The sequence below is a fragment of the Candidatus Margulisiibacteriota bacterium genome (assembly GCA_003242895.1).
In the GTDB taxonomy this organism is placed as follows: domain Bacteria; phylum Margulisbacteria; class Riflemargulisbacteria; order GWF2-39-127; family GWF2-39-127; genus GWF2-39-127.
In genome coordinates this window covers 69950-81810 of record QKMY01000062.1, presented here as the reverse complement: position 1 = coordinate 81810, position 11861 = coordinate 69950, and the positions used below count along the sequence as shown (strand labels likewise).

Below are 11861 nucleotides of genomic sequence, written 5' to 3'. Positions count from 1 at the left end.
CAAGAAGGGCTTACGGTTTTAGAAACTTTGAAAATTACAGATTGTGGGTTAAAATACTATGTCGTTAATATCTGGATTCCCCCATCTTCGGAGTAGAGCCAAACTTCCTGATGCTCTATCCAGCAAGTATCCCTCGGCCAGTTCGGAATGGATATGGCAGTGGCTGTTTCCCGCCCCGTCTTATTACATAGACAAAAGTGACGGGAAGGTGTATCAACATCACTTACATGAATCAAGTGTTCAAAAATCAATTAATAAAGCTGCTTCTGAAACCGGCATACCCAAAAAAATATCCGCCCACACCCTCCGTCATAGTTTTGCTACCCATTTGCTGGAATCCGGGGTAAATATTCGGACGATTCAGGAATTGCTCGGGCATAAATATCTGGATACGACAATGATCTATACACACGTTGTCGCTTCCTTCAAGAAGAATATCAGAAGTCCTCTGGATTTTTTATAAACTGCTGCGCCTTCTATGGCTCAAAGGTTTTCGCACGCATTTTCCCATTCTTCTATTCAACCTGAGTTCGACCTAAGCCATTGTAAAATCTTGGCGCGTGTTATAATTGACGGGAAGCCTACTGTTAATTGGACTGAGCTTGGGAAACTACTATATAATAATGCCACTTGTACAAACTGGCTCGCCCGCAAGGATTCGAACCTCGACAAACTGGACCAAAACCAGTTGTGCTACCATTACACTACGGGCGAAATCTTAAGGAATTATAAGAAATAACAAGGAATTATGTCAATAACTATTTTTTTAAACATATTTTGTGAGCAACTTGTTGACCTCATTGGATATGCTTGCCAGTTTATTGCTCGTTGCTGATATTTCTTCCAACGAAGCGTTTGATTCTTCGGCTGCTGATGATATTTGTTCAGCGGCAGAGGCGTTGCCCTGAACGATCTCAGTAATCTTGTCCATGGAAAAAACAACTTCGTTTGCACTGGCAGCTATCTCTTCAATAGCCGCAGATATATTTTCAGCCTGCTCAACAACTTCATGGATGCTGGAGAATATATTTTCCAGTGCAGTGGTTGTTTGTTCTGCAGTATTAGAGCCTTCTTTGACCTTTTCGGTTGTAGTGTGCATTGCATCAATAGAAATATCGATATCAATTAAGATGTGTTTGATAATATCAGCAATCTGTTTTGTCGCTTCTGTTGATTTGTCGGCAAGTTTTTTGACTTCCTCCGCAACAACGGCAAACCCTCTGCCGTGTTCGCCGGCTCTTGCCGCTTCGATAGCCGCATTTAATGATAAAAGGTTCGTTTGGTTCGCGATTTCTTCTATAACCTGAACAACTTCCCCAATCTGTTTTGATTTGTTTCCTAGTCCGGATATCGTCTGTGAAGAATTTTGTGCTGCTTCTTTAATATTATTCATATTGGTTAGCGTTAATTTAACTATATCCGACCCTTTTAAGGACATTTGCGCTGCTTTGTTTGATTGTTCGGTGATTGTAGACGTATTTTGAATTATAGAGTCAATTGCTCGAGCAAGGTCTTTAATTGTGAAGTTAGCTTTGTAAAGCATATTGCTCTGATTCATTGCGCTTTTGGCAATCTCTTCAATTGATTTGGATACCTGGAGAGATGATGAATCCGCCTCTTTGCTGAAATTAGATAGCATTTTGGATGAATCTTCCATATCAACCGCAAATCTTTTCATTAGAAGTATAAATCCATTGAATTCCTGGAAAAAAGAATTGTACAGGAACGCGCTATCGGCGAGAATATCCTGATCGTCACAGGTTAGCGACGTGTTTGTAACGCCTGTGTTGGCATTTTGAAGAGATTCCTGTAATTTTTCAGAAAAGAAGTGAACCCGAATTGAGAGTCGCCAATGCTTGAACATGAGGATTATAAAACACAGAAACAGTGTCATGTACGAAGTAATGATTAGTGTTTGAGACTGATTCGTAAGTGAAAGAATAAGCAATCCGATTGATATTGATAGGAAAACCAGGTAGATAATAAATCTATATATTTTGGAATTTGAATTTTTTTTTGCCACGAATTTAAATCCTTTCTCTAATGATACAGTAAAAATTAATTAGCTAAGGTAGCTTATTTATCCTGGAAAAATGTATGAGATAGCTATTTGTAGGTATCTACTTAAGTATATACATACTGGAGAGTTAATTCAACTTTTATAACTTGCCTGGTACGAAAGGTTTGTTGTTCTTATCACTATTATGTTTGGTTGAGTTTGCTGTTGAGGGGGCAGATTTCCTTCTTGTTGCGGGTAATGTAGCGAGGTCTGGGTATTGTCGCTTGCATTGGACCTATCATTATGCTAGTATGTGGTGAACGTAGAAACTGTACAAAGGAGTGGGAGGACCCCACTCTTTTTTATTATAAAAATATAATCATATTGATGAAAATAGTGAGTAATGATCCTGATTAAAGTGGTGTAAAAGGGAGGATTTGAATAATGATACTGATAGATAATTTTTCACAGGTGATGGCTCAAATAGAAAGCGAACGGGGTGTTGATAGGTCTGTATTAGTGCGGGCTATATCCGATTCGTTACTTTCAGCATGCAAGAAGAAGTTTGAAAATGCTGAAAACTTGAGAGTAGAGCTCAATGAGCTAACCGGTGAGACTAGAGTGTTCGCAGAGAAAGAAGTTATCGAAAAAGTAACTGATGAAGAAACGCAAATATCTCTTGAAGAAGCTATGGAATATGATGACAGCTTTAAGGTAGGAGATATTCTTGAAATAGAGGTTACTCCAGATGATTTTGGTAGAATTGCTGCTCAGACAGCTAAGCAGGTAATTATTCAGCGGATAAGAGAAGCAGAAAAAAATTCAATTTTTAATGAATTTAAAGGCAAGGAAGGTACTATTATTTCTGGTGTTGTTCAGAAGCTTGAGCGCAGAAATATTCTTATTAATTTGGGAAGAATCGAAACCATTTTAGGTCCGAGTGATCAAATCCCTGGAGAGATCTATAAACCTAAGGATAGGATTAAACTTTATGTCGTAGAAGTTAGGAAAACACCGAAAGGACCTCAAGTTGTTACCTCTCGATCACATCCTAGGATGCTGCAGAAATTGTTTGAATTAGAAATACCGGAAATACAAGATGGAATTATTGAAGTTAAGGGTGTATCCCGTGATCCGGGATCGCGATCAAAGATAGCTGTTAAGTCAAATAACCCGGATATAGGTGCGGTAGGTACGTGCGTTGGAAAAATGGGAAGTCGGATCCAGGCAATTATCAGGGAGATCGGAAATGAGAAGATTGACATCGTTGAATGGTCGGAAGATCCTGAAACGCTTATTTCGAATGCTCTGAAGCCTGCGAAAATAGCCAGAATAAAAATCGTAGATTTAAAGGAAAAAAAGGCTGAAATTACAGTTCCGGATGACCAGCTTTCATTAGCGATTGGAAAAGGTGGACAAAATGTCAGATTGGCAGCTAAATTAACCAATTGGAAAATTGATATCTTGAAGTTATCGGATATTCGAGCAGTTGAAGAGCAGCATATTAAAGAGCAGGAAGAAATTTTGATTAAAGAAGTAGCGAAGAGACAAGCAGAAGAAAACACGCTTCCGACAGAAGATCAGGAATGACCTGAAAAACTTACGGAGTGGTAGATGCATATTGAATTATTTTTATGGTTATTATACCTATAATTTGTTAGTGAGGGGGATATAAACTCTTATGTCAAGAATTAGAATATATCAATTGGCAAAGGATTTGAACAGAAGTACGAAAGATATAATCGATGCTCTTGCTAAGCTTGGAGTTAAGGTGGTTGGGCATAATTCAACGATCGACGATTATCAGGCAGTCAAGATAAGAGATTATTTTGTCCCTAAAAATGTTGTTCAAAAACCTAAGTTAATTATTCGTAAGATAGGCGAAGTTAAAGAAAGAGAAGCAGAAGCAGCAGCTGTGGCAGCAGCAGCGGCAGCAGAAGCTCTTAAAGTGGAAAGTGCTCCGGAAGTAATAAGTAAACCAATAGAAGCTATACCGGAAATGAAAAAAGAAGGCGAAAAACAAGAAAACCCATCTGAAATCCAAAAAACTAAACCGCAGACGATAGAATTACCAGACACAAATAAGAGATTGCCGCAGCAAGTTCAGCGTGTTATTACAATGAAGGAGTCTGAAACAAAGCCTGAAAGACGGCAGGAAACCACAATTGTTATTGCTCCTGCTCCTGGAGAGAAGCCAGCTGGAGAAGCGGCTCCTGCTACAACGGCGGCACCTAAAGAAGAAAAAAAGCGAGATCAAAAGTCAGATATTAAAAGTAAAGAAGAACGACAAGAGTTAATAAAGGAAAAGCAGAGTCAGCGACGTCAAAAAAGAGAAAAAAAGAGAAAACAGAAACAAGATAAAGAGCCTGTCATTGAGCAGGAAGAGAATGTCGAAGACGATGGTAGTGTAAAGATTATTCAGATAGATAAACAACAGTTTACAATTAAAGAATTGGCAGATACTCTTCGGGTTGGGCTTGGAGATATCATGAAAGTTGTTTTGTCAAAAGGGATGCTTTTAACACTTAATTCGGAAATTGATTATTCTCTTGCCGTACAACTTGCCGAACCCTTTAATATTGTGCTAGAGCAAAAAGAAGTTATTAGCAAAAAACAAGAAAGGGAAGAAGCGATGCTTCTTTCCCAGCTCGACGAAAAAGAGGAAAATCTTATATTGCGTCCCGCTGTTGTTACTATCATGGGTCACGTTGATCATGGTAAAACAAAGCTTCTTGATACTATTCGAAAAGCAAATGTTGTAGATAAGGAAGCTGGCGGTATTACGCAGCATATTGGAGCTTATCAGGTTAAAGTCAAGGATAAAATGATTACATTCCTTGATACTCCTGGTCATGAAGCTTTTACGGAAATACGGGCACGTGGTGCTCAAGTTACAGATATTGTTGTCTTGATTGTCGCTGCTGATGATGGCGTTATGCCACAGACGAAAGAAGCGATTGACCATGCAAAAGCAGCAGCAGTTCCAATAATTGTTGCAATTAACAAAGTTGATAAAGCTGATGCCGACCCTGAAAGAGTTAAACAACAGCTTACTGAGTTTGGACTCGTTACTGAAGAATGGGGCGGAGACACGGTATGTATTCCGATTTCTGCTAAGTTCGGGCAAGGTGTTGAAGAACTTCTGGAGATGATCACCCTTGTAGCTGAACTAAAAGAATTAAAGGCGAACCCAAATAAAGATGCTCAAGGTATTATTATCGAGGCTAAGCTTACCAGTAACCGTGGCCCTGTTGCTACAGCCATTATTAAGAGCGGTACTTTACGTGTTGGAGATTCTTTTGTTATCGGACCGATTTTTGGAAAAGTACGTGCAATGCTTGACTATAAAGGGAATCCGATTACTGAAGCCCCGCCATCCACCCCGGTAGAAATTTTGGGGATATCTCAGGTGCCGACAACTGGAGACATTGTACAGGTTGTAAAAAGTGAGAAGGAAGCAAAATCTATTGCCGATAAGCGCAGAATAGAGTTAGAGGAAGAGAAGCGTCGTAAACGTACGTTATCACTTGAGAGTTTTTCAAAACGTATTCAGGAAGGTGAAGTAGCAACCCTTAATATCCTTATAAAAGCTGATACTCAAGGATCTGTAGATGCTCTTGAGAAATCTCTTACCGAACTTTATTCAGAGAAAGTGCATTTAAATATTGTTCATAGCGGGACAGGTTCTATTACTGAATCTGACATAATGCTTGCAAAAGTTTCTGAAGCTATTGTTTTCGGATTTAATGTTCCTGTTAATGGCGAAGTTCGAAAGATTGCTGAAGATGAGGGCGTCGACATAAAGTTGTACAATATCATCTATAAGATAATTGAAGATGTTCAATCAGTACTCGAAGGTATGGAAAAACCGGAATTTGAAAAGATAAGAGTTGGTTTAATTGAAGTCAGAGCGCTGTTTACCTTTTCGAAGGTGGGAGCTATCGCGGGATGTATAGTTAAGTCCGGGCGTGTACAAAAATCCTCGAATATTGTAGTTGTGAGAAATAATGCGGCTATATTTGAAGGCAGATTAAGTTCGCTTAAACGATTCCAGGAAGATGCAAAAGAAGTTAAAGAAGGCTATGAATGCGGACTTGTTGTTAAAGATTTTAATGATTTCCAGGTTGGGGACCTTGTTGAGGTCTATGATTTGGTTGAGAAAAAGTAGGGATGACAATGAATCGCGAAATTCGAATCGCCGGAGTAATAAAAAAGGAAATATCACATATCATTCAAGCAAAAGTGCATGATAACCGTATTGGGTTTGTGAGCGTGACGAATGTTGAAGTTACCAAAGATTTGTCTTATGCCAAAGTCTATATAAGTACTTATGGTACGGATGAGGATAGGAAAAAGGCAATTGCCGGGCTGAAGCATGCCAAAGGGTTCATAAAACGAGAGCTAGCACAAATACTTCAGATACGGCAGATGCCTGATTTAACATTTATTGATGATCGGTCAATCGAGCATGGAGTTGAAATGATTGGAAAATTAAAATATTTAGACCATGCGCGTGAAGATCTGACATCCGATGACAAACGTTAGATAGTATTTTATGGTTTACCAAACTGAAGAAATATATCATACATTTACGAAGGCATCGAGGATTGGAATAGTCGGGCATATGAATCCTGATGGCGATGCATTAGGTTCTATGTCCGCGTTAGCCTTTCTTCTGGAACAGATTAATAAGACCATTATTCTTTATGTCCCCAATGAATATCCCTATAATTATAATATTTTACGGTTTGGAAAAAATATTAAAACTACTTTTGAAGAGGAAGATGCTCTCGATGTACTTGTTGCACTTGATTGCGGCAATGAAAAGCGGGTCGATGGCTATCAAAAGTTTCGTCAGGCTGTTCCCTGTGTAGTTAATATTGATCACCATTCCGATAATAACATGTTTGGCGATATTAACTGGATTGGTACCTATTCATCCGTTGGGGAAATGATCTATATATTTGCGGAGCAGAATAACTTATCCCTTACAAAGGATATTGCCGCTTGTCTCTACGTTTCGGTTTATACTGATACCGGGGGATTCCGCTTTCCTAATACTAATTCACATTCACTTATAACCGCAGGTAAGTTGATGGAATACGACTTTAATATGCCAGAAACTTTGGCTGCTATTTTTGAAAGAAAAAGCCTTGAGGAATTGCGAGATCTTGGCACGACACTTGCAAGTGCGGAGGTGGACCTTGATGGAGCTATTATTTGGACGGTACAACCATTGGCGGCGTCTGCATTGTCTTACGAGGCTGTTGATTTTCTCAAGACAGTAGAAAATGTTCAGGTAGCCTTGATATTTAAAGAAGTAGAAGAAAAAAAATATAAGGTAAGCTTGCGCTCCAAGGGGCACGTTGATGTTAGTAGTATTGCTGCCCATTTTGGCGGAGGTGGACACAAAGGGGCTGCCGGGGTAGTTATGACGGGTGATGCCACTGATGTACAACACCAGGTACTTGATTATATAAAAGAAGTAATTAACAGGTCGTAGTTTCGGGGATAGTAGCCTTTGCGGCCCTGTCTTTAAGTCTAAATTTGGAAAAAATGTTGTAGTTGGATATGCAGCTGTTAGTCAGTATGTCAAAAAGCATAATGTTGATCTGCACTACGATGGGGGGATTGGCTTGTTATTTATGCTATCCCTGAAATATGTTTGTGTAATATCAACTGAATAACAATAAAAATATGGACAAGGAATAATGGAAGAAATACAGGGAATATATAATATTTGGAAACCGCTCGGATTAACATCTCATGATGTAGTTAAGAAAATCAGATGGATTTCTAAGGTGAAAAAAGTAGGTCATGCAGGAACACTAGATCCCGGTGCGGAAGGTGTTCTCGTTGTTTGTATCGGAAGAGAGTATACCAAGACTATATCTTCTATAGCAAATACTACAAAAGAATATGTGGTAGGAATGACGTTGGGTATTATTACCGATTCCTATGATAGGGAAGGGAAGGTTATCAAAAAAGAGAGTGTAGCTATCGCCGATGATCGTATCCTTGAGATTGTGAAGAAATATAAAGGAGAACAGGAGCAAATTCCACCGATGTTCTCCGCAGTCCATCATAATGGAAAACGTCTCTATGAACTGGCTAGACAGGGGATAGAGGTCGAGAGGGCACCGCGTAAGATAACCATCCATGATATTGCCGTTGAAAAAATAACTCCCGGAGATAATCCTGAAGTGACGATGCGGGTTTCCTGTTCAAGTGGAACGTATATCCGGACATTATGTTTCGATATCGGAAATGATTTGGGGTGCGGCGCATTTGCCTCGTTTATTATCAGGACTAGGGTCGGTAATTATAATGAACGTGATAGTATCACATTAGAGGAATTTGAAAATGCCCATAAAAAATAAGGAAATAATAGATTATCATTATGAAAGAAAAGTTGCTTTAGGGGTTTTTGACGGAGTTCATAAAGGACATCAAAAACTGATTGAAAAATCATCTTTTGTTATGACATTTAATCCTCATCCGCAGATATTGACGAAGCCATATAATGACGGAATATTACTACTGACAACTTTAGAAGAAAAACAAAGCTTGATACCTCATCTCCTTGTCTTGCAGTTTTCTCAAGATATTGCTGCATTATCTCCTCGGGAATTCGTTGAAGAGATATTGATCAAGGAGTTGTCGATTGATGCCGTTATTGTTGGGTATGACTATGTATTTGGAAAGTCCAGGTCCGGGACGGTGGAAGACTTGATCCGTTTCGGGAAGGAGTATGATTTTCGCGTAGAAGTCATTGATAAGGTCAAGAAGGATGGTATTATCATTAAAAGTTCTTATATCAGAAGTCTGATCGGTAACGGCATGATAGAAGACGCAAATAAATTGTTAGGGCGAGAGTATTTTGTTTTTGGAGTTGTCGGTCATGGGAAACAGCTTGGGAGAACTCTTGGATTTGCTACTGCTAATCTTGTTGTTCCTCCAGATAAGCTCCTGCCGCCTCAGGGCGTTTATGGTGGCAAGATACTAGTTGACCAGCAGATACACGACTGTGCAATTAATGTGGCTTTGGAAGTTCAGGAAGGTTCAGTAACTACTAAGCATGATGACCTGATTATCGAAGCCCATATCTTTGATTTTAATCAAAATATATACGGAAAAAAAGTCGTACTTTATTTTTCTTTTTTTGTGAGAAATGAAATAAAATTTTCTTCGCTTGATGACTTGAAAGCTCAAATATCAAAAGATGTGTTATGTATTAGAGAGAGAATCACAAGTCGATGACGAGTGCTTATTGCTTATTGCTGGGCATGAAGTTTTTGTTTATATACATCTTTTTATAAATATGGTAAGATAAAATCCACAGTATTTACTATGGATAAATTATTTTGAGTGTTAAATTATTAGGAGGTTGGAAATGAGTTCAACGGTAGAGCTTGATAAGCTTGAAAAAAAGGATGTTATTAAAGAGTTTAAACTTCATGAAGGCGATACAGGGTCTGTAGAAGTTCAAGTTGCTTTGTTAACTAAAAGGATAAATCATTTAGTTGAGCATCTGAAGGTTAATAAAAAAGATAACCATTCACGTCGCGGTCTTTTGATGCTTGTTGGTAAAAGAAAAAGACTTATGAAGTATTTTAGTAAAAAAGATCCCGGCAAATATAAAGAAGTTTGTCAGCGTCTAAGTCTTAAAGAATAAGGCGGGTCATACCCGCTTTTTTTTTGTAAAAAATTAGCACTTTTAGGAAGGATAATAGATGAAGCAAGTAGTTAGTAAAGAGATTTTCGGTAAAACAATTATTATTGAGACAGGGAGAATGGCAAGACAGGCTTCCGGGTCGGTCCTTGTTACTTCAGGAGGAACTGTTATATTGGCAACTGCAACAGTTTCGTCGGCACCTCGGGAAGGCGCTGATTTTTTTCCGTTAACAGTAGATTATATAGAAAAGATGTACGCTTCAGGAAAGATTCCTGGCGGTTTTTTTAAGAGAGAGTCGAAGCCTTCAACGGTTGCGACCTTAACATCACGATTGATCGACAGACCAATTCGTCCTTTGTTTCCTGAAGGATTTCGAAATGATGTTCATATTGTTATAACAGTATTGTCGTACGACGGGGTTAATACTCCTGACGTTCTTGGGATGGTAGGCGCTTCGGCAGCTCTATCAGTCTCGAAAATTCCATTTGCGGGACCTGCTGCAGGAGTTATCGTGGGATATGTTGATAATGAGTTTATTATGAACCCTTCTCCTGAACAATTAGCTATAAGTCAGCTTGACCTCGCTATTGCCGGAACTAAAGCAGCCGTTACAATGGTTGAGGCAGGCGCAAAAGAAGTGTCTGAGAAGCTTTTGATCGACGCTATTGAGTTCGGTCATAATGCAATTAAAGAAATTATTACGCTGCAGGAAGAACTGGTTGCTTTAGTTGGGCAACCAAAAATGCAGTATACTCTTGATCTTGTCCCTCAGGACATCGCTGAATGGGTAAATGGTAATTTTTCCCAGAAGCTTGAGGCGGCAATTAGAACCGAAGGAAAACAGGCACGTTACGATGCTATTGACCAACTTCAAGAAGAAGTTTTAGAAGCTGCAAAGACGAAGTTCGGAGAAGAATTTGAGAAGCAGAAAACGATTGTCAAACGTGCTTTTCATGAGCTGGAAAAGGCTATTTTCAGAAAAATTATCATTAATGATCATGTAAGAGCTGATGGTCGAAAATTAGATGAAATTCGAGCGTTGTCCAGTGAAGTCGGTGTGCTTCCGTGTACACATGGCTCAGCACTGTTTACGCGGGGAGAAACCCAGAGTCTTGCGGTTACAACCTTAGGCACTGCTGGTGATGAACAAACCATTGACGGGTTAGATATTACGTCTTCAAAGAAGTTTTTTCTGCATTATAACTTTCCTCCATTTTCTGTTGGAGAGACGGGCTTTATGCGTGGTCCAGGGCGTCGAGAGCTTGGACATGGTGCATTGGCAGAGAGAGCAATTATGCCTGTGTTGCCGCAACCGGCAGATTTTCCTTATACGATCAGGTTAGTATCTGAAATTTTAGAGTCAAACGGTTCCTCTTCTATGGCTTCCGTATGCGGCGGAATATTGTCGCTCATGGACGCGGGGGTTCCGATCGTTCGTCCGGTTGCAGGTGTTGCAATGGGATTAATTAAAGATAATGAAGAAAAGTATGCTATTTTGACTGACATCATGGGGCTGGAAGATCATTTAGGGGATATGGATTTTAAGGTTTGTGGTACCAAGGAAGGTGTTACTGCTTTGCAGATGGACATCAAAATTCTTGGGGTAACAAAAGAAATCATGCAGAAATCTCTTGCTCAGGCAGAGACTGCAAGGATGGCACTGTTAGATCATATGGTATCTGTAATAGATAAGCCAAGAGACAATATTTCAAGCTATGCACCTAGAATAGTTTCTTTAATGATACCTCAGGATAAAATCGGTCTTTTGATCGGTCCCGGAGGAAAGACTATAAAGGGAATTATTGAGGAAACCGGAGTCGAGATCGATATCGCAGATGATGGAAGAGTAATGATTGCTTCGGTTGATGAAAATTCATTAAATATGGCGAAAGAAAAAATATTCAACTTGGTAAGAGATGTAGAAGTTGGCGAAGTATATAATGGGAAAGTTGTGAAAATAACCAATTTCGGTGCATTTGTTGAAGTTTTGCCTGGAAAAGAAGGTCTTCTGCATATTTCGCAGATTAGTGAAAGAAGACTTCAGACTGTTGAAGAAGTTCTTCATATCGGTGATCGAATCCGAGTGAAAGTAAAAGAAATTGATAACATGGGCAGAGTCAATCTTACTGCCAGAGACGTATGAGTATAGCTATAAAATCAAGGTAACATATAAATACAGAGCTTATG

Annotated in this window: 10 protein-coding genes and 1 tRNA gene; 9 read left to right on the top strand and 2 right to left on the bottom strand. The window is 39.2% G+C overall.

The window, feature by feature from the left end; translation table 11 throughout:
* The first annotated feature begins 58 nt into the window (after positions 1–58).
* On the top strand, positions 59–463 hold the full coding sequence (locus DKM50_12095; protein PZM78294.1) for a hypothetical protein: 405 nt from the start codon (positions 59–61) through the stop codon (positions 461–463).
* A 177-nt stretch (positions 464–640) separates the two neighbouring features.
* Here the strand turns inward: DKM50_12095 and DKM50_12090 are convergent.
* A tRNA-Gln gene (locus tag DKM50_12090) sits at positions 641–714 on the bottom strand.
* A 52-nt stretch (positions 715–766) separates the two neighbouring features.
* On the bottom strand, positions 767–2023 hold the full coding sequence (locus DKM50_12085) for a hypothetical protein (GenBank protein ID PZM78293.1): 1257 nt from the start codon (positions 2021–2023) through the stop codon (positions 767–769).
* A 450-nt stretch (positions 2024–2473) separates the two neighbouring features.
* On the opposite strand from DKM50_12085, the gene nusA reads away from it, so the two are divergent.
* From nusA to pnp, 8 genes are all read left to right on the top strand, one after another.
* Positions 2474–3589, top strand: coding sequence for a transcription termination/antitermination protein NusA (gene nusA / locus DKM50_12080; GenBank protein PZM78297.1), 1116 nt, complete (start codon positions 2474–2476; stop codon positions 3587–3589).
* 91 nt (positions 3590–3680) lie between these two features.
* Entirely contained in the window at positions 3681–6167 is a 2487-nt protein-coding gene (locus tag DKM50_12075; protein PZM78292.1) for a translation initiation factor IF-2, read from the top strand.
* An 8-nt stretch (positions 6168–6175) separates the two neighbouring features.
* On the top strand, positions 6176–6544 hold the full coding sequence (locus DKM50_12070) for a 30S ribosome-binding factor RbfA (protein ID PZM78291.1): 369 nt from the start codon (positions 6176–6178) through the stop codon (positions 6542–6544).
* 10 nt (positions 6545–6554) lie between these two features.
* Complete coding sequence (locus DKM50_12065; protein PZM78290.1) at positions 6555–7502, top strand: hypothetical protein; 948 nt, start codon at positions 6555–6557, stop codon at positions 7500–7502.
* Positions 7503–7710: 208 nt separating this feature from the next.
* Positions 7711–8379: a tRNA pseudouridine(55) synthase TruB gene (gene truB, locus DKM50_12060; protein ID PZM78289.1), complete on the top strand. Its 669-nt coding sequence runs from the start codon at positions 7711–7713 to the stop codon at positions 8377–8379.
* On the top strand, positions 8363–9259 hold the full coding sequence (locus tag DKM50_12055; GenBank protein PZM78288.1) for a riboflavin biosynthesis protein RibF: 897 nt from the start codon (positions 8363–8365) through the stop codon (positions 9257–9259). The genes truB and DKM50_12055 overlap by 17 nt, the downstream gene beginning before the upstream one ends.
* Before the next feature lie 133 nt (positions 9260–9392).
* The gene (rpsO, locus tag DKM50_12050; protein PZM78287.1) at positions 9393–9674 is read left to right on the top strand and encodes a 30S ribosomal protein S15; all 282 of its coding nucleotides are present in this window, start codon (positions 9393–9395) and stop codon (positions 9672–9674) included.
* A gap of 58 nt (positions 9675–9732) precedes the next feature.
* Positions 9733–11817 carry a polyribonucleotide nucleotidyltransferase gene (gene pnp / locus DKM50_12045; protein PZM78286.1) on the top strand — a complete coding sequence of 695 codons (2085 nt, stop codon included), beginning with the start codon at positions 9733–9735 and terminating at the stop codon, positions 11815–11817.
* Positions 11818–11861 lie beyond the last annotated feature (44 nt).

What these genes read in the sequence shown, in the direction of transcription:
- pnp (PZM78286.1), top strand. Translation starts at nt 9,733, where the DNA reads ATGAAGCAAGTAGTTAGTAAAGAGATTTTCGGTAAAACAATTATTATT.
- nusA (PZM78297.1), top strand. Translation starts at nt 2,474, where the DNA reads ATGGCTCAAATAGAAAGCGAACGGGGTGTTGATAGGTCTGTATTAGTG.
- rpsO (PZM78287.1), top strand. Translation starts at nt 9,393, where the DNA reads ATGAGTTCAACGGTAGAGCTTGATAAGCTTGAAAAAAAGGATGTTATT.
- DKM50_12065 (PZM78290.1), top strand. Translation starts at nt 6,555, where the DNA reads ATGGTTTACCAAACTGAAGAAATATATCATACATTTACGAAGGCATCG.
- DKM50_12075 (PZM78292.1), top strand. Translation starts at nt 3,681, where the DNA reads ATGTCAAGAATTAGAATATATCAATTGGCAAAGGATTTGAACAGAAGT.
- DKM50_12070 (PZM78291.1), top strand. Translation starts at nt 6,176, where the DNA reads ATGAATCGCGAAATTCGAATCGCCGGAGTAATAAAAAAGGAAATATCA.
- DKM50_12055 (PZM78288.1), top strand. Translation starts at nt 8,363, where the DNA reads ATGCCCATAAAAAATAAGGAAATAATAGATTATCATTATGAAAGAAAA.
- DKM50_12095 (PZM78294.1), top strand. Translation starts at nt 59, where the DNA reads ATGTCGTTAATATCTGGATTCCCCCATCTTCGGAGTAGAGCCAAACTT.
- truB (PZM78289.1), top strand. Translation starts at nt 7,711, where the DNA reads ATGGAAGAAATACAGGGAATATATAATATTTGGAAACCGCTCGGATTA.